The organism is Brevundimonas sp., assembly GCF_046295075.1.
GTDB lineage: Bacteria > Pseudomonadota > Alphaproteobacteria > Caulobacterales > Caulobacteraceae > Brevundimonas.
Genome location: NZ_JBKBOC010000011.1, coordinates 26,891 through 49,857, shown reverse-complemented (window position 1 = coordinate 49,857; position 22,967 = coordinate 26,891). Strand labels below are relative to the sequence as shown.

The window sequence follows — 22,967 nt, the reverse complement described above, 5'->3', positions numbered from 1 at the left end:
CAGACGAGGGGATTTCGTTGCTGACTGAGGGATTTTAGTGGTCGGGTCGGGCTAGTGCGAACCCGTAGCGCTACGGTGTAGAGGCTGTCAGAGAGGCTCTACCGTTCGTGCGTTCTTAGGGTCTGCTTCTGACTGAGGCTGTGCAAAAACGCGTCCGGATGGAGCGAATTAGCTTATCCTGACGCTTCGTTCAGGGTGCAGATCGCCGGCAGCCGACGCTGCTTCCCGAGTGTCTCGACGACTATGTGGCGGAGGACAATTCGGTCCGGGTTGGTCGATGTCTTCGTCGACGAGTTGTATCTGAAGAGTTTGGGCTTCGAGGGCATGACGCCTGCGGCCACGGGGCGACCAGCCTATCACCCGGCCATGCTGCCGACTCTGCGTCTATGGCTATCTGAACAAGGTGCAATCGAGCCGGAGACTGGAGCGCGAGGCGCAGCGCAACGTCGAGCTGATGTGGCTGACGGGGCGGCTGGCGCCGGATCACAAGACCATCGCCGACTTTCGCCGCGACAACGACCCGGCGATCCAGGCGGTCTGCGCACGGTTTGTGGTGCTGTGCCGTCACCTGAGTCTACTCGGATCGGCGCTGGTCGCCATCAATGGCTCAAAGTTCAAAGCCGTGGTCGCTTCGGCGAGCAAGACTTCATCTATCTGATTGCTCAAGACGTCTTACCGCTGCCTGGCTCGCGCCCTGCTTCCGTACCGTATGACGGTCGTCGAGAAGGGAATGACGCTGCATCGATACTGGGACGAAGCCAGTTGCTCAGGCTGCAGCATCAAGGCTCCGTGCACTCCTGCGGTCGAACGAAGGTCACACGGTGGGAGCAAGAAGCGGTGATCGATGCTCTCCAGGCTCGGATGGACCTGAGGCCGCGAGCCATGCGGGAACGGGGAAGTCTGGTCGAACACCCACAAAGCCTGGCTGGTCCATACCCACTGAGAAATGCTGGGCGTTCCATCGTTCTGCCGCCGGCGACGCCTATGTGGTGGACGCCGTCGGTGAGGGCTTCGGACATGGGGTTGGCTTTGTCGCCGGGGTTAGGGGCTAGTGGAGATGCGGATCGTTTGGTCCCCAAACGGCGAGGAGCGGAGCTGCACCTGACCAACTCCGGCGTCGATCTGCGCAATCCCGACCACGTCCGTCGCCTGGCGGCCGTCTTCGACGCCGATACATCGCAGGAAAACCGGGCGCGATTGGTGGAGGTCATGAGAAGCATCGGCGTCGAGCGTTTCACGCCGGGTTCCGACTGGCCGTTTTCCGGCCCGCTGGACGGCTATCTGAACGACGCAATGGGACGGTTGCCGCTGTCGTCACAGGAAGCGGCATCCCTGAGGCAGCGACGCATAGTGGTGAAGTAACAGCCGCGCGAGCGTGTGGCGAAGTGAACATTTCACCTGGCGGCTCAGGGGAGGAGGCTTCTCGATCCTGTTGCCGCCGCCCAGGACAGCAACAGGCGACGACGGGACAGGGCGATTATGGGCGGGTGGCCTTCCAGGTCGGATAGTCCTTGTCCAGCAGCGTCTCGGCCCATACGCCGACGTAGCGATAACCGTTGCGACGCTCATGCTCGATCTCCATCAGGTCGTGACGGATGACGGCGTCGCGGCCGATGTAGATGGGCTGACCCGTTTCCAGATCGTAGAAGCGCGCCCAGATGCGCGCGCCGGGCCTGGGCGCCAGGACGCGGTCGCGGCGGCCTTGCGCGTCGGTGATGAAGACCTCGGTGGTGTCGCGAAGGGCGGCCGCCTCCAGCCAGACCACGGCGCCGTCCACGGCGGCGACGACCTGCTCGCTCGGATCGGGCAGGCTCATCAGGAAGCGGACGATGCCGACGGTTTCCTGGCCGGACAGCGACGCCGGCTCGAACCGGCGGGCAGGGGTCGGAGCCAGGGTCTGAGCGTCGTGCTGGGCGCACCAGCCAGTCGGGACGCCGTTGTTGCGGATCTGGGTGCGCAGGATGGTGTCCACGCCCCGCGCCACGGCCTGACGCGCTCGCTCGCGTCGAGCACCGTCGACGAAGCCATAGGGCGCCGTCCCATCGCCCACGTCCCGCAACAGCTCCAGCACATGGACCATGGCGTCGTCGTTGAAGGTGATCTGGTCGTGATAGCCGCCACGCAAGGGAAAGAACTGCGCCCAGCCGCCGTTTGGCTGTTGGGCGGCGAGCAGATAGTCTAGGCCCCGGTCGAAGGCGGCGCGGCTGTTCGTGTCGCCTGCCGTGATCGTCCGGGCCAGAAAGGTCAGCGGCAGGGTCGTGCCGCCATTGTCGATCGTATTTGCCAGACCGGGGTCCGCGTCGGGGCGGGGCGCCGCGAACAGGTCGGTGTTCTTGGGCCAGCCGCCCTCGGCCGACTGATGCAGGACGACCGTCGCGGCCAGACGCCGGGCCTGGTCCGTGGCGTACCAGTCGGCGGGGCGACGAACGACGGCCGTGTTCCAGACGACGGCGGGAGAGTGGGCGACGGCCTCTTGCGGCGCCGCCGAAGCGGGGGGCGGGGCCAGCATCGCCGCCGTCAGGGCCATGCCCAGGATCAGTGCTTTGCTTTTCATCGAGAGCCTTTCGGGTTTCGGCAAAAAAGAAGGGACGCCGATGTTTCGCGGCGTCCCCGAGGGACAGCGTCCTGGGAGAGATTAGCTGTCGAACATCGTCGTCAGAACACGAACCGTGCGCCGACGAAGTACTGGCGGCCGGTCGAGCCGTAGCTGGCGACCACAGGATCGGCCTGATAGGCCCAACGCTCGTCCGCCTGATCGGTCAGGTTCAGCGCCTCGGCGGTGATGGTGACATTGTCCGTCAGCTTGTAGGTGAAGGACGCATCGACGTTCAGGGTTTCGGACGAACCCAGGAAGTCGTTGATCAGCGGCGAGTCGCAGGCGCCCGGATCGCAACCGCCCGACGCCAGCGGATAGGTGGTCTGATACTCTGCGCGATAGGCGGTGGAGACACGGGCGCTCCACTTGGGCACTTCGTAGAAGACGGTCGCATTGAACGATTCTGGCGAGGCCCCCAGGAAGGGCGCCGTGCCCGTCAGATTGCGCGCCGGGTCCAGGATGTATTCCAGCTCGGAATCGATCTTGGTGTAGTTGGCCTGCACGCCGAAGTTCTTCAGGAAGCCCGGCAGGAAGGTGAAGTTCTGCTGATAGGCGATCTCGAAGCCGCTCAGCGTGCCGCCCGGCGCATCGTTGAACTGACGCACCTGGAAGGGCAGGTCCGCGTCGATATAGGCGCGCCGGCTGTCGGACGACACATCGGTCAGCCCGTCGAAGGCGAGGCGCAGATTGGCGACCTGATCGGCGTCGAAGATTTCGCTCAGCTTGCCTTCACGCAGGACGATCTGCGGGAAGCTTTCGATCTCCTTGTGGAAGACCGCGACCGACAGGATGGCGTCGCTGGCGAAATACCATTCAACGTTGAAGTCCAGATTGGTGGCGCGGAACGGCTTCAGCTTGGTGTTGCCCAGGGTGATGCGGGCGTTGGAGCCGTCGAAGGCCGCCGCGGCGCCCTGATCGCCGACGGGCACCGCAAAGTCGGTGACGCCGGGTTGCAGCGCCGTCATCTGCGGACGCGCCATCACCTTGGCGGCGGCGAAGCGGACGATCAGCTTGTCGTTCAACTCCCAGACCAGGTTCAGCGAGGGCAAGGTGTCGTTGTATTCGTTCTCGTTCTGAACGGGTCGTCCGCTGGGCGAGCGACCGCGTGAATCCACCTTGGTCTCGGCGCGACGAAGGCCGGCGTTGCCGCGCAGTTCGCCGATGAACAGCGGCACCCGGAAGTCAGCCTGCGCATAGTAGGACAGGCTGTCCTCATCGACCCAGAAGGTGCTGGTGCCGCCGTTGCGCAGATCCGACAGACGCCAGTCGCCGAATTCGTTGATGCAGTCGCAGTCGAAGCCGAAGCGTTGCTTGAACGCATCCAGGTTCGGCGTGAAGAAGCTGGTCGGCGTGCCCTCGGGCACGTTCAGACCCTCGCCCCAGCTGGTCAGCTGGCCCATCTGCGAAACCGTGGTGGCGTCGACCAAGCCGGAACGCACGCCTTCGAGCAGGCTGGGGTTCATGGTGTCGCCGATCAGGCGCTCGAAGCGGGTGTAGTAGAAGTCGAACTTGCGCTTGCTGATGCCGAAGCTGAGGCTCAGGTCGTCGCTGGCGTCCCACTCGAAGTCGATCTTGGCGGTCTGGTAGCCATTCTCCGTGACGGTGCGGAAGTGGCGCAGCGCTGAATAGCCCTTCACGAAGTCCCAGCTGTTGGGGTCGGCGACGTCGAAGCCGAAATCGATGCTGGGCATGTCGCCGCCTTCGCGATCATCGAAGACGAAGTAGTCGTTGCCGGGGACGCCCTGACCCGAGTCCAGACGAATGAAGTCCGCCAGCAGGCCCTGGTTGTTGTTCTTGGAGCTGGAGTCGCCCACCAGAACCGACATGCGGAAGGTGTCGCTGAAGTCGTGCTCGATGTTGATCGAGTTCTGGCGGAACTCGGTCGTATAGCCCCCCTGATCGACGGCCGAACGCATGTCGACATTGCCCAGCACCAGATAGTCGGCGTTGGCGCCGGTCTCGCTGAGCCCCGCATCGATCAACCGAACGGAGGGCCGTCCGATGAAGGCCCCGCGCTGCGCCAGGAACTGCGGGTGGGCGATGTAACCGACCGATCCCGGCTGGTTGTAGTAGTCGTAGACCTCAAGGTTGTTCGGGTTGAAGCTGCCCGTGCCGGCGGCCAGGTTCTGGTTCGTCGCGCCCGGAGCGGTGCGGAACACAGGCGTGCCGCCGTACATCGACTGGCCGCAGTCGATAGCGTCGCGGAACTCGGTCGCGGCCTGGGTGGCGCAGTTGGCGTAGGTGGCCCGGCGGTTGGCGTAGGAGTTGTTGGTCGCGCTGGCCGTCGTCGCGGTCTGGTAGCTGAACGCCGTCCCAGTGCGGTTGCCGTTGGTGTTGTTGCGGTTCAGGCCGACGGGCCCGATCTGGTAGTTGGTCGAGACCTGGTTCTGCTTCGAATACAGGTTGTCGAAGTTGATTGTCGTGCGATCCGACGGCCGCCACTGACCCGACAGGGTGACGCCCAGGCGGTCCTGATCGACTTCACGGTGGTTCAGCGAGGCCAGCGATGGGATATGCACCAGAGAGCCGCGGTTCGAGGCGCCGTTCAGCAAGGCGTAGGCGGCCGGGTTCGACCCGATCAGCAGGTTGCGGGCCTCGGGATTGGTCACCCGAGGAAGGGCGGTCGCCGGATTCGTGCCGATCGGCAGGGCGAAGCCCTGCGGATCGGTCGTCGCGCCCGATCCGGCGTTGTTGAACGTCGCGCCCCGGTAAAGATATTCGTTCGAACCGATGCCGCGCGAATAGCTGTCGATGTTCTGCTTGCGCTCGTTGTAGGCGACCGAGCCCATCAGGCCGAACTCGCCGATCCTGCTGTCCCAGCGGTCCGACGCCAGCAGGGCGACGCGCGGATTGTGCGTGCCGCCGTTCTCGTAATAGGCGTCCTGCAGAGTCAGGGCGAGGCGGCGTTCGCTGAAGTCGAACGGACGGCCCGAGATCAGATCGACGGTCGCGCCCAGCGAGCCTTCGTCGGTCTTGGCGTCGGCCGATTTCTGAACCTTCAGCGAGTTGAACAGCTCGGAGGCGAAGGTATTGAACTGGAAGCCCCGGTCGCGACGCAGGGCGCCGTCGGCGTTGTTGGCGCCCGAGGTGGACAGGGTTTCAAGGCCGTTCAGGCGAACGCGGGTGAAGTCGCCGCCCAGGCCACGCACCGAGATGGAGTTGCCCTCGCCGTTTTCACGGTCGATCGAGACGCCGGGGATCCGCTGCAGGGATTCCGCCAGGTTGGCGTCCGGGAAGTCGGCGATGTCCTCGGCGTTGATGACGTCGACGATGGTGTTGGACCGGCGCTTTTCGCTCAGCGCGCTGGCCAGCGAGGCGCGAATGCCGGTGACGACGACTTCGCCGACCTCGGTGGCTTCCGGCTCGGAGGCTTCCTGCGCCTGGACCGGGGCGGCGAAAAGCATGGCCCCCATCAAAAGAGCCGCCGGCGAGGCCGCCGCGCGCAGATGTCCTGTGTGTTGGTTCCGCATTCTTCCCTCCGTTGCAGTCGCGCTCCTGGCCTCTTGGCGGGCTGGATGCCGACTTCCCCTGTTCCCGGTGCGCCGGGTCACAATCAAAAAGTAGTATGATACGATTTGGACATCAAGCAGAAATGTCACCGGTGTCATGCCGCGAGCGGGCGTCGCTTGCAACATAAAATAACGACGTTTGGAGGAGCGCGATGATGTTGGGCAGAAGAGGCTTTCTGGCTGGCGCGGCCGGGGTGGCGAGCGTCGGCGTGGCGCGAGGCGCATGGGCGGATCAGCGGCTGGACGATTCAGGCCGCATCATCCCGACGCCCGAGCGCAATCCCTATCCCTATTCCGGCGTCAGCGGGCCGGGCCTGCCGGTGCAGCCGGACGATGCGCGCGGCGGGTGGATGTCGGGCCTGGCCGGCGTGCGCTACAGCGGCCGACGTCCCATGCCCTATCCGGTCCTGCCCTGGGGCGAGGCGGCGACGGGGGCCGCCGTGGACAAGGGACTGCTGCCGCCGATCCATCCGTTGATCCAGGTGCAGTTACGCGACACCCAGATCTGCATCGGCGGCGACGGCGCCTATTACATGACTGGCTCGACTGGCGGAAACATCTGGGCCTTCAACGACGGGGTCGAGCTGTGGCGTTCCGAGAACCTGTCCGACTGGACCTATCTTGGCCTGGTCTGGAGCCTGGATCGCGAGGGCGGGTGGGCGAAGCCCTGGCGGTCGCGGCGCGGGGTGCCGTTTCGCGCGATCTGGGCGCCAGAGATCCACTATGTCGCGGGAAACTACTTCATCTGCTTCAGCGTCAGCCGGGCGGGATTGGGCGTTCTCCGCAGCACGACGGGCAAGCCGGAGGGACCGTATGAATACGCCTTCTCGCCGGACGCCCACCTGCGGCGCGGCATCGACGCCACCCTGTTTCAGGACGACGACGGCGCCGTCTATCTGACCTATGGCTCGGGCGACGAGATGGTGCGGCTGAAAGACGACCTGTCCGGCTATTCCGGAGAGTGGCGCAAGACCGCGTTCGTCGAGACCGACTGTCTGGTGGCTCACGACCGCGACCGCTGCCTGCGCGGCGAGAACATCCTAGGCTATGAAGGCGCGACCCTCTTCAAGAAGGACGGGCTCTACTACCTGGGTGCGGTCGGCAATGTGGAGGGGCGGTACTCCTTCGTCTTCGCCGTGTCGGAAAACATCCACGGCCCCTATCGGATGCGGCACGAGGCGGCGCCCTGCGCCGGCGGCGGCAATGTCTTCAAGGACAGGGAAGGGCGGTGGTGGTCCACCTTCTTCGGCAATGACGAACAGAGCCATTTCCGCGAGAAGCCGGGTCTGATCCGGGTGGAGTTCGACGATGCTGGGCGGATCGTCACCGCCAAGGACCAGCCCTTCGCCCGTCCCTTGCCGCCGCTGCCGACGCCCAAGCCGGAGATGATGTCATGATGGATCGCCGAACCCTGTTGCTGACGGGTGCCGCATTGGTCGCCCTGCCGACGTCCAGTCTCGCCAAGAATGGACAGCCGGCATTTGCGGGCGCCATGGGCTGGGCCGCATCGACGCCTGGCGGGCGCGGCGGGCGGATCGTGCGGGTCACGACCCTGGCCGGCGACGGGCCGGGATCTATGCGGGAGGCGCTGGAGGCCGAAGGACCGCGCATCGTCGTGTTCGAGATCGGCGGCGTGATCGACCTGAACGGCCACGACATCCGGGTGCAGACCCCCTTCCTGACGATCGCGGGCCAGACCGCGCCCGAGCCGGGGATCACCCTGATCAAAGGCGGCGTCAGCATCCGCACCCATGACGTGATCGTGCGTCATATCCGCGTGCGGCCCGGCGCGAATGGCGCGGCGCCCCGCAGCGGGTGGGAAGTGGACGGCCTGACCACCTCGGGCGGCTGGAACGTGATCGTGGATCAGTGCTCCTTCTCTTGGGCCACGGACGAGAACCTGTCGGCCTCGGGCCCGCGCTTCGGCGGCGGAGATACGGTCGAACAATGGCGTCAGAACACGTCGCGCCGCATCACCTTCAGCCGCAATATCGTCGCCGAGGGCCTTTCCCATTCCAGCCACGCCAAGGGCGAGCATTCGAAGGGTACGCTGATCCACGACAATGCGACGGAGGTGCTGATCGTCGGCAATCTGTACGCCCACGACTACGAGCGGAACCAGCTGTTCAAGGGCGGCGCCCATGCGGTGACGGCCAACAACCTGATCTACGACCCCGGCAATCGCTGCATGCACTATGCGCTGAACGCCGAGGAATGGGTCGGCCATCCGTGGGAAGCGGGCCAGTTGTCCATCGTCGGAAACGTGACGCGCGGCGGCCCCTCGACCCGCGCGGACCTGCCGTTCCTGATTGTGGAGGGGCAGGGCGATCTGGACCTCTACGCCATCGACAATCCCGCCCGCCATGCCGACGGCCGGCCGATGCAGGAGATCGTGATCATCTCGGACCGCGACCCGAAGATCACCCGGCTGGAACGGTCGCCCCACTGGCCCGCCGACTTCCACGCCCGACCGTCGGGCGAGGTCGAGGCCTGGGTCTTCGAGGAGGTCGGGGCGCGGCCCTGGGCGCGTGACGCCATCGACGGACGCATCCTGCAGCAGGTCCGCGACGGGACCGGCCGGATCATCGACGACGAAGAGGTGGTCGGCGGCTATCCGACCCTGACCCCGACCCAGCGGGTTTTCGTCGAGGGCGACTGGGACCTGGCGACGATGATGCGGCGGGACGGCAAGCCGAGCTGACGCTCGACCTGCCGATCCGTCCTAGAGAGCCTTGAACTTGAAGTTCTTGAATCGGACCTCGCCTTCGCCGGCGGCGTAGATGCCGGGGCGCAGCATCATGAAGCCGCCGCGGACGTTCTGGTTGTAGCCCGAGACCTCCATGCCCCGGTCGAACCGGTTCCAGGTCACGCCGTCGCCGGAGGTGTCGAAATAGACGTTCTGGTAGGCGTTGGTCAGGCGGATGAACATGCGCCGGCCGTGCGGATTGGCCGGCCTGCCCCGCTCGATTCCGTACTGGTGGGTGACGTAGCGGGTCGCGTCGAAACCGAGGCCGGCATACAGGGCGCGGTCGTAGAATAGGATCAGGCCGGCGACCGCGCCGGGATCGATCTCGACCTCGCACTCGATCTGATAGGCCTGCTCGCCCTGGACGAAGGTCAGAGGCGAGCAGTCGATCGGCGCCTTGCCCTTGGCCTTCATGTGCAGGACGCCGTTCTCGCGACGCAGGCGATCCTTCTCGTTCGGCTGCGGATCGTAGAAGCTCCACTGGATGCCGAACTTGTCGGTCGAGAAGTCGTCCGACAGGGCCATGCCGTGCGGCACGGCCTCGCCGCCCCGGGGTTTGGCGATAGGCTGGGACAGGTCGCCGCCCTTGGCGCGGAACCAGCCGTCGTCGGTCCATTCGATGGGGTCCAGCAGGGTCTGGCGGCCCAGGCTCCAGTAGGCGTTCTCATAGCCGTGATAGACCATCCACCAGTCCCCGTGGGTCGGTCCCTCGACCAAGGTGGCGTGACCGCGCGACCACCATTTCTCGGCCCCCGAGTCGGTGCGAACGATGGGGTTGTGCGGGCAGTCCTCCCATGGCCCGTTGACCGACCTGGACCGGGCGGCGATGACCATGTGGCCGGTCGGCGGGCCGGCCGTGCCGCCGATGGCGGTGATCATGTAAAAATACTCCCCGTGCTTCAGCAGCTTGGGCCCTTCCTGGGCGAAGCCTTCGACGATCCAGTCGTCGGGATAGCGCCAGGCCTTGTAGACGCCCTCCTCGACTGGGCCGTCGGTCGCCAGGCCGTCGTCGGTCAGCTTGACCCGGTCGCCGCCGTTCAGGAACAGATAGCGTTTGCCGTCCTCGCCGACGATATGGCCAGGGTCGATGTTGGCCGGGATCTTCAGATCGATGGGCTCGCTCCACGGCCCTTCGATCCTGTCCGCCCAGATGACGTAGTTGGAGCGGTATTCGGGGAAGCGGGCCGGGATGTAGCAGTAGAATTTGCCCTCGTGCTTGATCAGCTCGGGCGCCCAGACCGAGCCGATGTTGGTCGTCAGAGCCGCGATCACGGGCTGCCAGTTCACCAGATCGCGCGAGTGCCAGATGTGGATGCCTGGCACCGACTCGAACGAGGAGAAGGTCATGTAGTAGTCGTCACCGTCCTTCAGGATCGACGGATCGGGGTGGTCGCCCGACATGATGGGATTGAGGAAGGTCCCGTTGCCTAGATCGGCCATCCGCTGACCCTCGATGCCGCGACGCCATTTCATGCCGGCCCATTCGCGACCCAGGGGCGCGGCCTCTTCGTTTGACTGGGCGAAGGCGGCGCGGCCGGGCAGGGCTGCGGCGGCGACGCCTCCTAACAGGCCGGTCAGGGCGGCGCGGCGGTCGATGAATCTCATGAGCGTTTCCTTTGTCCTTGTCTTTTTGGGGGCGACGGCGGTCAGGCCGGCGTTGAGGCGACGACTGCGATCAGCCGGCTCATGGCGTTGATGTAGGTTCCGGTGGAGATGCCCATCGGCCCGCCGGGCTCGGTGAAGGGCGAGGTGTCCCAGTCGTCGCCGACCTGGCCGCGATCGACGAACCCTGGGGGCAGTTCGGCCGGGCCGGAGCCGCGATAGGGATGGCTGGTGGTCTTCAGCTCGACGGGCCAGTAGCCCTCGGCGTTCAGGGCCGAGAGCAGCGTCGCGACCGAGGTCGGCCCCTGGGCGGCGGCGTTCAGATCCGAACCGGCCTGCGGACGGGTGATCACATAGTCCGGCATCAGCGACGGACCGCGTCCCAGCAGCGGCGAGTTCTGCGTCACCGCCTCCGGCGACAGGGCCGAGACCTGGGCCACCCGCCGGCGCAGGACGGGCACGTCGATATGTTTCTCAGCCCTCGCGCCGGTCATGTCGAAGTCGGCGTAATATTCGCCGTTCTGGGCATTGGAGCCGCGCCGATGCACGGCGATGAAGCGGTTGGTCCCCGGCTCGACGAAGCGGAAGAAGTTGCGGCCGTCATGGCGGGCCTCGACCGGCGCCTCCATCCGCTCCAGCCAGTCCAGCGCCTGAGGCAGGCGGGCCAGGAAGCTGCGGTCGCCGGTCAGGCGGTAGAAGTCCAGCATCTTGTCGATCGCGGCGGCGGTCGTGTGCGGCGAGACGGCGGCGGGCTCATAGGTCCGGCCCCAGGCGGGCTTGAAGTCGGGGGTGTATTGCAGCGCCCAGCCCGGCGTCGGATCGGGCTGTTGCATATCGCGATAGCAGACCATGGCGCGCTGGACGGGTTCGCGCACCCGCTCGTAGCCAAGCTGCTGCAGGACCAGCAGCAGAAAGTCGATATTCTCGTCCACCACCTCGTCGTTGAGGGTGATCAGGCCAGTGTAGTCGGGCTTGCCGTGGTTTTCGAACGCGCCTGCGCGGGGCCAGCGCTGGGGCCATCCGCCTGACGCAAGCTGGCTGTTCAGGATGAAGTTGATCGCCTTGTCCACGGCGGGCCGGAACCGCGCCTCGCCCTTGGCCAGGCGCAGCCGCAACAGGAAGCGGGCGCACTCGACCGTGGCGTGGTCGTCGAAGGTGGCGTTGCCGTAGTCGTGCTGAAACTCCTCCAGTCGCCAGCCGTTGGCGCCGACGGTGTCGTACCAGCGGCGGATCGAATTCTCCCCCGCTGTGTCGATGACGTAGTTCCAGCCGCCGGCCGAATGCTGTCCTTGGATCAGGGCGTCCGCCGCTTGGGTCGCCGCCGTGTAATACAGGTCGTCACCGGTCGCACGCCAGGCGTCCAGGAAGATCTGGCCCATCTCCGGCGTGCCCGGCGCCTGGGTCCAAACCATGGTCGGATAGGCCTCCATCTCGCCCCAGCGGCGCGACAGATCCGGCAGGTAGGACCAGACATAGCCGCCATTCACCGCCACCTTGTCTGTCATGAAGCGGGTGGCGCGGGCCATGGTCGCCAGCACCTGGGCGCGCGTCGGCTCGGCCGTGCGCCAGCCGGCCAGAGGCGCAGCCAGGGCGGCGCCGGCCGCAGTCGCCAGACAGGTGCGTCGGCTCAGCATCGAAGACCCCTTCGTTTCCTGGATGTCCGACGCTCTGACGGCGACTGGCGGAATGACACCGCTGGACATGTCTGGAAATATAATAATACTTTTCGGCAAATGGCTAGGGAGGAAAGGCCATGAAATGGCGGATGGGCGGCTTGGTCGCGGCGGCTCTGGTCGCGCTGTCGAGCGTGGCCGGCGCACAAGGCCCCGATCCGCGCACGGTTTGGCGAATCCCGCCCATCGATTTTTCCCATGCCGGTTATCGCGGCGGCGGCGTGGCTCCGGCCATTCATCCGGCGACCCTGATCGTGGAGCCTGTCGCGGGCGATGACGGCGCACAGATTCAGGCGGCGATCGACCTCGTAGCGACACGGCCTGCCGACCGGCGCGGCCATCGCGGCGTGGTTCAGTTGACGGCCGGAACCTATGAGGTCGAGGGTCAGGTGCGCATCACGGCGGACGGTGTGGTGCTGCGTGGCGCGGCCGACGGCGGCACGACCATGGTGGCGACCGGCGTGGACCGTCGCGCCCTGATCGCCGTCGCCGGCCAAGGGGATGCTGCGCCCTCCGGCGATCCCCTGCCGGTCGTCGACGCCGTGCCGGTGGGGGCCATGCGGCTGCCGCTGGCCTCGACCGCAGGGCTGGCGGTCGGGGATCGGATCACGATCCGGCGGCCGAGCACCCAGGCCTGGATCACCGCCTTAGGCATGGACGATTTCGTCGGCTGGAGGCCCGAGGGGCGGCTGAACTGGAAGCCGGGAACGCGCGACATCGTGTGGGATCGTACGGTGACAGCGGTTCAGGCGGACGCCGTCCTGATCGGCGCCCCCCTGACCACGGCGCTAGATCCGGATATGGGCGGCGGCCTGGTCACGCGCGGACCGTCCACGCCGCGCATCCGCGAGGTGGGGATCGAGGGCCTGACCCTGGTGTCCGCCCATGATCCCAAACGGCCGATGGACGAGGACCACAGCTGGTACGCGGTCGCCTTCGACGGGGTCGAGGACGGTTGGATCCGCAATCTGTCCGCGCGCGGCTTCGTCGGTTCGGTGGTTGATCTGGGCGAGACGACGCGGCGCATCACGGTTCAGGACGTCTCGGCGTCCGACCCCGTGTCCGAGATCGGCGGCTGGCGCCGACGGGTCTTCTACACGGCGGGCCAGCAGAGCCTGTTCGTCCGCTGCGACAGCCGCGACGGCATCCACGACTTCGGCCTGGGTCATGCGGCGGCCGGCCCCAACGTCTTCCTCGACTGCACCGCCACGGACGCCAGGGGCGACAGCGGCGCGCTGGAAAGCTGGGCCTCGGGCGCCCTGTTCGACGGGGTCAAGGTGCGTGGCGGCGCCCTGACCCTGACCCACCGGGGACGCGAGGCCCAGGGCGCCGGCTGGGCCGCCGCCAACTCCCTGCTGTGGAACTGCGAGGCGACGGTTGTCGAGGTTCGCAATCCTCTTGAGGCCCCCAACGCCGCTGTCGGCTGTCGCGGCGAACGGATCGGCGACGGGGTGCTGGAGGATCCGCGCGCCCAGCCGGGCCGTGACTTCCACCGCGCCCAGCCGCAGGAGCCGGCCAGCCTGTATCGTTATCAGTTGGAAGCGCGGCTGGGGCGCGAGGCGCTCGACGCGCTCGACCCCGTCGTCCTGCCTGCGCCGGCGCGTGGAACCCGCGTCCTGACCGAGGCCCAGGTCGCCGCTTGGCGTGACGTCCATCGTCCGTCCGACGAGCGCCATCCCCTGACCCTGGCCAACGGCCGGTTCCAGATCGACGGCCGCCCGGCCTATGTGCGCAAGATCGGCTTCGCCTTCTTCCAGGCCCAGATGCCCACGGCCGCCGCCACCGGTTCCGGCCCCTTCCTGACTCGGTTCGCGCCAGGCAAGATCGGACCGGGCCTGACCGACGACCTGGACGCCCTGGTCGCGGGGCTGAACACCGGCGACGTGGTCCAGCACAACTACGGCCTCTGGTACGACCGCCGCCGCGTCGATCACGACTTCTATGGCTCGCCGGATCAAAAGGACGGCGAGGTCTGGGCGCCCTTCATCGAACTGCCTTGGGCCCGAAGTGGTCAGGGGCGGGCCTGGGACGGCCTCAGCAAATACGACCTGACCCGCTTCAATCCCTGGTTCTTCGACCGGCTGGACGGCTTCGCCGAACGGGCCGAGCGGCGTGGCGTCGTGCTGCATCACCGAATGTATCTGCAGCACTGGCTGCTGGAGAGCCGCGCCCATTACGTCGATTTCCCGTGGCGGCCGATGAATGCGATCCAGGAGACGGGCATGCCGATGGAGGTTCCGGCCGCCGAGGTCTTCTGGGACGTGTCCGACCCGGTGCGGCGCGACCTGCATCGCCTCTACATCCGCTACACGCTCGACGCGCTGAAGGACCGGTCCAACGTCATCTTCGGCCTCGACCCGGAATACACCGGCCCGTTCGCCTTCGTCCGCTTCTGGCTGGAGACCATCGCCGAATGGAAGGCCGAAACGGGCCGCTCGGTCTGGGTCGTGCTGGAGGCGCCCAAGGCGGTGACGGACGCGGTGCTGGACGATCCGGCCCTGTCGCGCACGATCGATGGGGTCGAGTTCCACCACTGGAGCTATCGCCCGGACGGGACGCTGTTCGCGGTCGAAGGCGGCATCGACAAGGCGCCGCGCGAACAGGTGGACGCCATCGCCCGACCCCAGGATCTGGCCGACGGCGCCGATCCTGCCCAGGTGCGCCGCGACCTGTGGAAGTCCACGCCCGCCATGCGGTACCGCGCCTATCGCGAATACCGCGACCGCCGCGCCGACCTGGCGCTGCTGGACGGCGACGACGCCTATCCCGATCTGAGCCGAGCCGTCGAGGCGGCCTTCCCGGCGGCCGCGCGGGCAGGGGTGCGACCGTCCGACCGCGTCATCGCCGGACCGTCGTCCTGGGGTGGGGCCGATCCCGAAGGACGACTACTCGTCTATGCGATCGACGGCGCCGTGACGTTCGCTCGCCCTCTGGCCAGACCGATGACGGTCCAATGGGCGAACGGGCAGGGCGTCGCCTGCTTGCCGGCAGGCGCCACGCAGTTGAACAGCGCGACCACCAAGCCCTGGGCCGCCTGGCTTGAACTCACCGCCGCCTGCACGAACTGAACCGAAGGAAATCCTATGACGCTCGCCGCCATCCTCTCGTCCGTCGCGCTGCTCGCCGCCCCCCAGGCCGCACCCGCGCCACCGCCTGGGGGCACGCCCATCACGCCGATCCAGGCGTCCAAGATCATCCTGGTCGGCGACTCGACCACGGCGGTGATCGGCGGCTGGGGGCCCAGCTTCTGCGCCGACCACGTGACGTCCTTCGTCGCCTGCGTGAACCTGGCGCGAGGAGGGCGCAGTTCGGGCAGCTATTTCGCCGAAGGCTCCTGGGATCTGGCGCTGGCGGAAATGTCTACGCCCGGCTTCGTCCAGACCTATGTGCTGATCCAGTTCGGCCACAACGACCAGCCGGGCAAGCCGGGCCGCTCTACCGATCTGGCGAATCAGTTTCCCGTCAATCTGAAACGCTATGTCGAGCAGACGCGAGCGCGAGGCGCCATTCCCGTGCTGCTGACGCACCTGACACGGCGTCAGTTCGTTGACGGCCGGCTACAGAATGACCTGGTCCCTTGGGCCGAGGCCGTGCGCCGGGTCGCGCAGGAAACCGACACGCCGCTGGTCGATCTGAACGCCGCCAGCGCCGCCGTGGTCCAGGCCATGGGGCCGATGATGTCGGCCCGCTTCGCCCAGTCGCCCCTTCGCCCGAGGTCGCGGCCGCCCTGCTGACCGGCACGACCATCCCCGGCTCGACCGGCGTGACGCCGACGCCCGCCACGCCTGCGGTTCCGGCCCAGAACAATGCCGCCGTCGAGCCTCTGGGACAGGCGCGGGTGTCGTTCGACTACACCCACCTGGGGCGCGAGGGGGCGGACTTCTTCGCCGCCATGGTGACGCGCGATCTGATCCTGGCCGTGCCCGCCTTGCGTCGGGTGCTGGTGCCTTGAGGCGCGCCGGATATAATCATATGAATTGGTTTGCAGACTTTTGAAGCCGCCTGGCTTACGACCGCAGGATGAGCGCCAGTAACGATGCCCCGGTCGGCCCCGCCAGATCGACGCAGGTCCTGTCCACGCACGAACAGATCGTGCGCGCCCTGGCGCAGGACATTCTGACCGGCCGTCTGGCGCCGGGCGAGAAGCTGCCGTTGGAAGCCGATCTGCTCGACCGCTTTGGCGTCTCGCGCACGGCCTTGCGCGAAGGCCTGAAGACGCTGGCGGCCAAGGGGTTTCTCAGCGTCAAGACGCGCGTCGGCACCCGCGTGACCGACCCCGTCCACTGGAACTACTTCGACCGCGAAGTCCTGACCTGGCAGGTCTCGGGTGGCATGGACGCAGCCTTCAGGCGCCAGCTAGCGGAAGTGCGCCGAGCCGTCGAACCGGCAGCTGCAGCGCTTGCTGCGGAGCGTCGCACGACCGCCGATCTGACGGCCATGAGAGAGGCCGTTCATAGGATGAAGGCCACGGATTTGACAAAGCACGAGTTCGCCCGCGCGGACCTGTCACTGCATCTTGCAATCGGCGCTGCGTCAAAAAATGCGATGATGCGATCTTTGGCAAGCGTTATTGAGACGGCTTTGCTGGAGGTCTTCACTCTGAGTCCTCCCACTCGGGACGCCGCTCTTCAGGCCGAAACGGCCATAGCGCACGAGCGCATTGTCGATCGCATTGAGGAAAAGGATGGTTTGGGCGCTGCTGAGGCTATGCGGCTCGTAATCGACGCGGGCTATGAACGCGTGGAGGCTGAACGAACGGCCTCCTGATCTGTTTTCTCCCACTCGTACCGTCACCGCTGAAGGATGCGCGATATAGTGCTTTCAGCCTAACCGCTCAGGGAGAAATACGCCCAACCGTTTCAGATTTTTTAGGCGGTCGCCGCCGTCGAAGCGGCGTCAGTAGATTGGTGCAGCAGATAATCGGCGCGATGTCAGTTCTGGCGACACCTGGCGCATTGCCTTACCTCGTGAGCAAGCTTCACTCTCCTGGAACAGGTTTAAAGACCTTGTTGTAAACGGCAGGGTCAGCCGCCAGCACCATGCCGCTGCGCCATTGAAGCGATCCATCGAGGGTCTGTGCAAACCCCAGCATGACATTGGGTCGGTCGAGCGTTTGCGAACCGCCAAGGTCGCGGATCAGGCGGTTCACTTCGCTCTGCGGGAGAAGAACGAGTTTGCTTGCAATCACCGTGTTGTAGGTCGCCGGCAGTGTCTTGTAGTCGAAGGCCTCGGCAGGATTGGAATATCCAGGATCGGAGATCTGCAGATAACGTCGGTTGAAGTCCGCCAGCGTCACGTGTTCGCCGTTACCGGTGGTCATCACCTGATCGAAATAGCGGTCGGGCGTGGTGAGATAGGCCTTCAACTCGGCCTTGGTCATTCCGGTCGCCCCCTTGAGCAGCGTGTCCAGGAGCGCCGCTTTCATCTCCCGGATGGGTTTGAGCAGAAAGTCCGGCGTCACGGCCTCGACGATATCCCCTGCCAAGGCGATTCCGCCGCCGACCACATCGGGCGCGCCCGCCATCGAGAGGAGGTGGCGGGTGGCATAGTCGGTGAGGATGTCGTCCGCCTTGTCGGTATTGGCCGTGCGGTCGGCGTTGAAGAACAGGGCGACCGCCACCTGATGGCTCACCGACGGCCAAAGCTTCAGGCCTTCGTCGATGTCGTCGCGCCAGTATTCCTTGTAGGTGATCGGGCCGGCGTTCGCGATCATGTAGCCCGCCAGTTCGGCATTCAGCGCGATCCTCGAACAGCTCCAGTCGAAGGCGCCGCAGGCGTCGGCGCGACGTTGAAGGTCAGCCTTGTGGTCGTAATATTCGCGAATGTCCTCATCGAGCTCGGCCCTGAGGGTCGAGAAGATGCGGGGCACGGACATGTCTGAGCTGGAGTTCGCTCTTGGCAGCAGCGCGTCCAACCGGGTTCCTGTGCGAGCGTCGACCATCGCGGTGTAGATGCGGGATTCGAGGCCGTCGATGGAGGCGGTGAAGAAGTCTCCCGCCAAGGCGCCGGCAGGAAGACGCTTGTCTATATAGCCCTCCAACACGATGTGACGGATCGCATTGTCCGGCGGCGTCAGGGTGAAAGGCGCGCCCGAGAAATGGTTGATGAAGGTGTGGCCGTAGGTGTCGCCGGCGGCATGGGTGAGAAAGCCCAATCGAAAGGCGCGCTGCGTCGGCGTTTCATCGAAACTGGACCAGACATGCTCCAGCCAGGCGTCGGATCCGCCGGACACACCCGTCTCTTCGCCGTCAGGATGGATGACCTGTTGTCCGGTGAGGATGTCAGGATAGGCGTCGGGGCCGAGCACGCCGGCGCGATAATGGGCTCTGCCCACGCGCAGCGCTTCCAGTGTCTGGGCGTCCACCCTGTAACGACGCACCTCGCCGGTTCCCAAGATGGGTATTTCTACAAAGCCGTCGTCGAGCGCATCACGGGCGGCGATTTCGGCGAAATAGACATGGGATGTCGGTTTCCAGGCCGATGCGATCCCGGGAATCAGGCTGGCGATAAGGCCGGCCATGGCGGCGGAAAAGCGAAGTTTTGACGATCGGGCGGTCATGCTGTGCTCCCACACGGACGGACTGCTGTCTGGCGATATATCGACCTAAAGACGCCGCGAACGCCCAGATCAGGGGAGGGATCATTACGCGTCTTAAGGGTGTTGTCACCCGTTAAGCGCGATTTTGATCTTCTGGTTATCCGATGCTTTGGGTGTCCCGCCGCCGTGGCGCGCCGAGGGCGCACGGGGTTGGCGTGGCGCCCAATTCGGTGGAGCGTCCCCCCTGAAGACACTACCAATCCGGATACGCTATCTCATCAACAGAACGTCCTTGGGTATATAACGAAACAATCTTAGAGCGATTTATCTTGACAGCGTCCGCTTGGGATCGCGATGTTCACGCTTCGGACTGAGCGGGTGGATGGGCGCACCATAATGAAACTTCTTGCGATTCAAGACTTCGCCGCTGCGCAAAATCAGACGTTTGACTTGGCCACGGGGGCGGACAGCTCAATGCCCCTGACCCTGGTCGAGGTGAGGCCTTTGGCGACTGCGCCAGCCGCCGGGACCCTGCGGGCGCCGTTTTCGCTGATGTTCCGCAGCCAGAGCGCCGTCGTCCTGCCGCAGAAGATCTATGGTTTGCGCAATGCGGTGATGGGCGCACTGCAGGTCTTTCTGGTGCCAGTCGCTCGCGATCGCGACGGCATCGTTTATCAGGCCGTGTTCAACTGACGGGCCGGCTCATCGGTTTGTGTGTCGTGGTTGTCGCGACGCCGAGCCGGTAGCCGTGCCGCGCGTAAAGGGCTTGAGCGCGCGGATTGTCTACGGCGACGCTCAGGTCAATGGCAGACGCGCCCCGGGCTGAAGCCGCCTGTGCCAGACTGTCGAGAAACAGGCCGCCGAATCCCCGGCAGCGCCAAGGCGTCAGCAGGGCCAGCTCCAGCAATCTCCAGCGTGTTTCTGTCCGATCCAAATAAAGCCGCCCGATCCTCTGTTCGGCGGAATCGCCGTTTCGAACGGTCAGGATCAGCCGATCTGCGGCAGGGTGGCGTGCGGCGTAATGCCGGCTCTGCAGATCGAACTGCTGATCGAGAAATGCCCGCATCATCGGTTCAGGCCATCCCGTCCGTGACACTTCCGCCGCGCGAGTATCGGCGTAGACCGCCCGCAGAAAGGACTGATCGTCGGGTGTCGCCGGCCGCAACCCCAACCCCGCGCTGATCATCACGTTCGATGCCAGAAGCGGGGCGTAATGGGCAAGCAGGTCGCCGGCGGCGTCACCGTCCGTCATGGAAAGTCGGGGAAGACGCCGTCCATCGAGATGCAGAGCAGAAGCGGCAGACCCGGCTGGCGGTTCTCATGCGGTTGGCCGCCGCCGCTCTGACTGATCGCGACGGGCGAAAAGCTCTGATCGGCCGCCGCCGCCGCATAGATGGAGTTCAGATCTGACGTGGACAGGGCGCTGGTCGGCGTCGGTCCGGGCGTGTGCGTGCCCGTGCCGCCCTCATAGGCGAACATCTGATGGCTGTGGGCGGCGATCTCGTTGACGCTCAGGGTGACGGACGCTTCGCCGAAGGTCTCGCCCAGATCATACTGTTGCAGCCCTGCGCCTTGCCCGTAGCCGCAGAAGCCGCGCGCCGAGAGGTTGGGCAGCTGAAACGTGGACGTTCCATTGCCGCCGAAGGTCGCGCCGATCAGCGCGAATAAGGTCATCTGCTGTTGAAGGGGAAGGGTCGCGCCGTTGCAGGCGGCCCAGCCTACCGGCACGAAAGGGAAACCGAAGATGCGGATTTCGCCCGTATAGGGATCTGCCATGATCCTGTCCTTGTCTGACGCCGCGCGCGGCGAAAAGGGTCAACCGAGAGTGTCGGATTCAGTTCTGGGTGGGAAACAGGCCGTTCCAGGCGATGGCGGCGCGCAGGGTCAGGGTCGGAGCCCGGTTTTCGTGCGCCTGATTGCCGCCGGTCAGCTGGACCGCCGTATTGGTGATCGGGCCGGGGGTCGCGCCGGCGGTGCTGGATACATAGAGGGCGTCGTCCGACGCCAAGGTGGCGGGAAGGTTTCCGCCCGGGCTGTTCGTCGTGGCTGCGGCCGACGACGCGACCAGGACGTGGCTGTGTCCGCCCAGCTGGTTCGACTGAAGGGTGACGCCCTCGGTCCCGAACCTCTGAGCCGGCAGGCGCTGCGTCAGCCCCGGCCCCTGTCCCTGATGAACCGGGAGCCGGCCGCGCAGATCGGGCACGCCGAAGGTATTGACCCCGTCGCCGCCATACTGGGTGCCGAGCAGCGTATAGAGAGCTTCGTATTCAGCGATCGACAGCAGCGAGCCGTCGCAGTTTTGCCAGCCGTTCGGGACGCCGCGCGGATAGGGAAACCAGCGGATCTCGCCGATGAATTGGTCACTCATGAATGATCTCCTCGATTGCGGCCGATCGCCCTACTGGCGTGAAGGATAAATGCCGGACAGGGCGATGCTGAAGCTGATCACCAGGGACGGCTGCATGTTCGCGTGCGGCAGGGCGCCCGTCGGCGTCATCGGCCCCGCACCTAGGGGAACAATGTTGCCGGCCGGCGCATAGGCGTTCGCGGAAGCCGTCGCGAAAATCTCGTTCGACGGCGCGCCGTTCGCCGCCGCCGCGCTGGCGACACCCATGACATGGGTATGAGGCGGGATTTGCGACGGCAGCAGGGTGACGTTCTCGACGCCCTGAGGCGCGCCTTGGTAGGCGACAGGGGGCTGCCAGGCCGCATCGACCGATGGTCCTGCGCCAAGGGGGTAACGGCCCCGCAGGTCGGGCAGAGCGAAGGTCGTGCGGCCATCGCCGCCGTATTGAACGCCCAGCAGCGAAAAGAGGGCGGAATTCTGATTAACCGGCAAAAGCTGGCCGTTGCACAGGGCGTAGGTCTTGGGCGCGAAGCCGAACCCCGTGGTGATGATCTGGCCGAGGAAGGGTTCCGACATGGGCAGGCTCCTGTTCAGTCCGGGGACCGGCGAAATCGAGGCGGCGCAAGCTTGACCGCACAACTATTGCTATATGTCGATCAAGGCGTGGATTGCTTGCGTGTTCAGCGGCGTGATAGAGATATCGCTGTCGTGGGAGGACGCTACAAGCTTGGCATGCGATGTCAAGCTCGCGTCGAGATTGTGGGGTCGGGTTTCAGCGCTCCTGAAATGGCGCGAAGAAGCTCGGAAGTTGGGCGAAAAAACATATGTTTAGCGAAGTTTTGCGTCGTCGGGCGGGTCTGCTGCTTTGCGCGTTCGTCGCGTTCGCCACGCTTTTTGCGAGTGGATGGGCTGCGCCGGCCCATGCCGCGACCTACCCTTGCTCGGTCGGACCGTCGGACATCCCCGGGTTGTCGTTCACCAATGCGGGCGATGGCTCGTTCCAGTTGGGAGGCGTCCTGACGTCCGCCAACATCTCCGCCACGTCAGGCGGGTGCAACGCTCTGACCAGTCCGACCGCCATCCGGCCGCTGGTGAATGGTACGGCGACCGGCACGTTGAACCAGCCAGTGACCAATGCGACTGCCCAAGGCGGTTCGCTGATGCGAACGGCTGCGGGTGAAGTTCAGTACCGACCGCCATCCCTCAGCTTCTCGGGAACCGACACCTTCACCATCGACAACAACAACACTGGCCGGGTCATCAATGTGACGGTCAATGTGACGGCTGCGTCTACGCCCCCGGCCGTGACGGCGATCAGTCCAAGCTCGGGTCCGACGACGGGCGGGACGACGGTCGTCATCACCGGCACGCAGTTCAGCGGGGCGACGGCGGTGACCTTCGGCGCGACGGCGGCGACGGGCTTCACGGTCAACAGCGCGACGCAGATCACGGCGACGGCTCCGGCGGGGACCGGCACGGTCGACGTCCGCGTCACGACGGGCGGCGGGACCAGCGCGACCTCGGCGGCGGATCAGTACACCTATGTGGCGGCTCCGACCGTGACGGCGATCAGCCCGAGCTCGGGTCCGACGACGGGCGGGACGACGGTCGTCATCACCGGCACGCAGTTCAGCGGGGCGACGGCGGTGACGTTCGGCGCGACGGCGGCGACGGGCTTCACGGTCAACAGCGCGACGCAGATCACGGCGACGGCTCCGGCGGGGACCGGCACGGTCGACGTCCGCGTCACGACGGGTGGCGGAACCAGCGCGACCTCGGGGGCGGATCAATACACCTATGTAGCGGCTCCGACCGTGACGGCGATCAGCCCGAGTTCGGGTCCGACGACGGGCGGGACGACGGTCGTCATCACCGGCACGCAGTTCAGCGGGGCGACGGCGGTGACGTTCGGCGCGACGGCGGCGACGGGCTTCACGGTCAACAGCGCGACGCAGA

The 22,967-nt window shown here is 65.8% G+C and carries 18 protein-coding genes and 1 pseudogene; 10 read left to right on the top strand and 9 right to left on the bottom strand.

All coding sequences use genetic code 11. The features are described 5' to 3' along the window. Positions 1-218: 218 nt before the first annotated feature. A pseudogene (locus ACK4MH_RS10080) lies at positions 219-625 on the top strand (transposase); the annotation flags it as partial. Positions 626-1,068: 443 nt separating this feature from the next. After that, a complete protein-coding gene (locus tag ACK4MH_RS10075) occupies positions 1,069-1,362 on the top strand; it encodes a hypothetical protein (protein ID WP_409717634.1) in 294 nt (97 codons plus the stop codon). Positions 1,363-1,477: 115 nt separating this feature from the next. Here ACK4MH_RS10075 and pelA read toward each other — a convergent pair whose 3' ends face one another. After that, positions 1,478-2,554: a pectate lyase gene (gene pelA, locus ACK4MH_RS10070; RefSeq protein WP_409717631.1), complete on the bottom strand. Its 1,077-nt coding sequence runs from the start codon at positions 2,552-2,554 to the stop codon at positions 1,478-1,480. A 101-nt stretch (positions 2,555-2,655) separates the two neighbouring features. Next, a complete protein-coding gene (locus ACK4MH_RS10065) occupies positions 2,656-6,066 on the bottom strand; it encodes a TonB-dependent receptor (RefSeq protein ID WP_409717628.1) in 3,411 nt (1,136 codons plus the stop codon). 191 nt (positions 6,067-6,257) lie between these two features. Between ACK4MH_RS10065 and ACK4MH_RS10060 the strand changes: the two genes are divergently transcribed. Further along, positions 6,258-7,502 (top strand): family 43 glycosylhydrolase, encoded by a 1,245-nt coding sequence (locus ACK4MH_RS10060; protein ID WP_409717625.1) that lies wholly within the window; start codon positions 6,258-6,260, stop codon positions 7,500-7,502. After that, a complete protein-coding gene (locus tag ACK4MH_RS10055; RefSeq protein WP_409717622.1) occupies positions 7,499-8,806 on the top strand; it encodes a polysaccharide lyase family 1 protein in 1,308 nt (435 codons plus the stop codon). The genes ACK4MH_RS10060 and ACK4MH_RS10055 overlap by 4 nt, the downstream gene beginning before the upstream one ends. Before the next feature lie 21 nt (positions 8,807-8,827). Here ACK4MH_RS10055 and ACK4MH_RS10050 read toward each other — a convergent pair whose 3' ends face one another. Further along, positions 8,828-10,456 carry a family 43 glycosylhydrolase gene (locus tag ACK4MH_RS10050; RefSeq protein WP_409717619.1) on the bottom strand — a complete coding sequence of 543 codons (1,629 nt, stop codon included), beginning with the start codon at positions 10,454-10,456 and terminating at the stop codon, positions 8,828-8,830. Positions 10,457-10,497: 41 nt separating this feature from the next. Beyond that, the gene (locus ACK4MH_RS10045; protein ID WP_409717616.1) at positions 10,498-12,087 is read right to left on the bottom strand and encodes a pectate lyase; all 1,590 of its coding nucleotides are present in this window, start codon (positions 12,085-12,087) and stop codon (positions 10,498-10,500) included. A gap of 119 nt (positions 12,088-12,206) precedes the next feature. Between ACK4MH_RS10045 and ACK4MH_RS10040 the strand changes: the two genes are divergently transcribed. The 4 genes from ACK4MH_RS10040 (at position 12,207) to ACK4MH_RS10025 (ending at position 16,893) form a co-directional block, all read left to right on the top strand. Then, the gene (locus ACK4MH_RS10040; RefSeq protein WP_409717613.1) at positions 12,207-15,194 is read left to right on the top strand and encodes a DUF6298 domain-containing protein; all 2,988 of its coding nucleotides are present in this window, start codon (positions 12,207-12,209) and stop codon (positions 15,192-15,194) included. Positions 15,195-15,209: 15 nt separating this feature from the next. Then, complete coding sequence (locus tag ACK4MH_RS10035) at positions 15,210-15,860, top strand: rhamnogalacturonan acetylesterase (protein ID WP_409717610.1); 651 nt, start codon at positions 15,210-15,212, stop codon at positions 15,858-15,860. Between the two features lie 29 nt (positions 15,861-15,889). Next, positions 15,890-16,078, top strand: coding sequence for a hypothetical protein (locus ACK4MH_RS10030; RefSeq protein WP_409717607.1), 189 nt, complete (start codon positions 15,890-15,892; stop codon positions 16,076-16,078). Positions 16,079-16,146: 68 nt separating this feature from the next. After that, complete coding sequence (locus tag ACK4MH_RS10025) at positions 16,147-16,893, top strand: FadR/GntR family transcriptional regulator (RefSeq protein WP_409717604.1); 747 nt, start codon at positions 16,147-16,149, stop codon at positions 16,891-16,893. Between the two features lie 211 nt (positions 16,894-17,104). Here ACK4MH_RS10025 and ACK4MH_RS10020 read toward each other — a convergent pair whose 3' ends face one another. After that, the gene (locus ACK4MH_RS10020; protein ID WP_409717601.1) at positions 17,105-18,685 is read right to left on the bottom strand and encodes a hypothetical protein; all 1,581 of its coding nucleotides are present in this window, start codon (positions 18,683-18,685) and stop codon (positions 17,105-17,107) included. Between the two features lie 333 nt (positions 18,686-19,018). Here ACK4MH_RS10020 and ACK4MH_RS10015 point away from each other — a divergent pair, with 333 nt between their 5' ends. Beyond that, the gene (locus ACK4MH_RS10015; protein WP_409717599.1) at positions 19,019-19,357 is read left to right on the top strand and encodes a DUF6916 family protein; all 339 of its coding nucleotides are present in this window, start codon (positions 19,019-19,021) and stop codon (positions 19,355-19,357) included. On the opposite strand, the gene ACK4MH_RS10010 is transcribed toward ACK4MH_RS10015, so the two are convergent. Genes ACK4MH_RS10010 through ACK4MH_RS09995 form a run of 4 tightly spaced genes read right to left on the bottom strand, consistent with a single transcriptional unit; the run spans position 19,350 to position 21,587 of the window. Then, positions 19,350-19,916 carry a GNAT family N-acetyltransferase gene (locus ACK4MH_RS10010; protein WP_409717596.1) on the bottom strand — a complete coding sequence of 189 codons (567 nt, stop codon included), beginning with the start codon at positions 19,914-19,916 and terminating at the stop codon, positions 19,350-19,352. The genes ACK4MH_RS10015 and ACK4MH_RS10010 overlap by 8 nt on opposite strands. After that, positions 19,913-20,440: a phage tail protein gene (locus ACK4MH_RS10005; RefSeq protein ID WP_409717593.1), complete on the bottom strand. Its 528-nt coding sequence runs from the start codon at positions 20,438-20,440 to the stop codon at positions 19,913-19,915. The genes ACK4MH_RS10010 and ACK4MH_RS10005 overlap by 4 nt, the downstream gene beginning before the upstream one ends. 58 nt (positions 20,441-20,498) lie before the next feature. Further along, positions 20,499-21,032 (bottom strand): phage tail protein, encoded by a 534-nt coding sequence (locus ACK4MH_RS10000; protein WP_409717590.1) that lies wholly within the window; start codon positions 21,030-21,032, stop codon positions 20,499-20,501. Positions 21,033-21,062: 30 nt separating this feature from the next. Beyond that, the gene (locus tag ACK4MH_RS09995; RefSeq protein WP_409717587.1) at positions 21,063-21,587 is read right to left on the bottom strand and encodes a phage tail protein; all 525 of its coding nucleotides are present in this window, start codon (positions 21,585-21,587) and stop codon (positions 21,063-21,065) included. Positions 21,588-21,979: 392 nt separating this feature from the next. On the opposite strand from ACK4MH_RS09995, the gene ACK4MH_RS09990 reads away from it, so the two are divergent. Continuing rightward, the coding region (locus ACK4MH_RS09990; RefSeq protein WP_409717584.1) for an IPT/TIG domain-containing protein at positions 21,980-22,967 on the top strand (988 nt) is incomplete at its 3' end.

What these genes read in the sequence shown, in the direction of transcription:
- ACK4MH_RS10025 (WP_409717604.1), top strand. Translation starts at nt 16,147, where the DNA reads ATGAGCGCCAGTAACGATGCCCCGGTCGGCCCCGCCAGATCGACGCAG.
- ACK4MH_RS10055 (WP_409717622.1), top strand. Translation starts at nt 7,499, where the DNA reads ATGATGGATCGCCGAACCCTGTTGCTGACGGGTGCCGCATTGGTCGCC.
- ACK4MH_RS10010 (WP_409717596.1), bottom strand. Translation starts at nt 19,916, where the DNA reads ATGACGGACGGTGACGCCGCCGGCGACCTGCTTGCCCATTACGCCCCG.
- ACK4MH_RS09995 (WP_409717587.1), bottom strand. Translation starts at nt 21,587, where the DNA reads ATGTCGGAACCCTTCCTCGGCCAGATCATCACCACGGGGTTCGGCTTC.
- ACK4MH_RS10015 (WP_409717599.1), top strand. Translation starts at nt 19,019, where the DNA reads ATGTTCACGCTTCGGACTGAGCGGGTGGATGGGCGCACCATAATGAAA.
- pelA (WP_409717631.1), bottom strand. Translation starts at nt 2,554, where the DNA reads ATGAAAAGCAAAGCACTGATCCTGGGCATGGCCCTGACGGCGGCGATG.
- ACK4MH_RS10020 (WP_409717601.1), bottom strand. Translation starts at nt 18,685, where the DNA reads ATGACCGCCCGATCGTCAAAACTTCGCTTTTCCGCCGCCATGGCCGGC.
- ACK4MH_RS10045 (WP_409717616.1), bottom strand. Translation starts at nt 12,087, where the DNA reads ATGCTGAGCCGACGCACCTGTCTGGCGACTGCGGCCGGCGCCGCCCTG.
- ACK4MH_RS10040 (WP_409717613.1), top strand. Translation starts at nt 12,207, where the DNA reads ATGAAATGGCGGATGGGCGGCTTGGTCGCGGCGGCTCTGGTCGCGCTG.
- ACK4MH_RS10065 (WP_409717628.1), bottom strand. Translation starts at nt 6,066, where the DNA reads ATGCGGAACCAACACACAGGACATCTGCGCGCGGCGGCCTCGCCGGCG.
- ACK4MH_RS10060 (WP_409717625.1), top strand. Translation starts at nt 6,258, where the DNA reads ATGATGTTGGGCAGAAGAGGCTTTCTGGCTGGCGCGGCCGGGGTGGCG.
- ACK4MH_RS10005 (WP_409717593.1), bottom strand. Translation starts at nt 20,440, where the DNA reads ATGGCAGATCCCTATACGGGCGAAATCCGCATCTTCGGTTTCCCTTTC.
- ACK4MH_RS10035 (WP_409717610.1), top strand. Translation starts at nt 15,210, where the DNA reads ATGACGCTCGCCGCCATCCTCTCGTCCGTCGCGCTGCTCGCCGCCCCC.
- ACK4MH_RS10050 (WP_409717619.1), bottom strand. Translation starts at nt 10,456, where the DNA reads ATGAGATTCATCGACCGCCGCGCCGCCCTGACCGGCCTGTTAGGAGGC.
- ACK4MH_RS10000 (WP_409717590.1), bottom strand. Translation starts at nt 21,032, where the DNA reads ATGAGTGACCAATTCATCGGCGAGATCCGCTGGTTTCCCTATCCGCGC.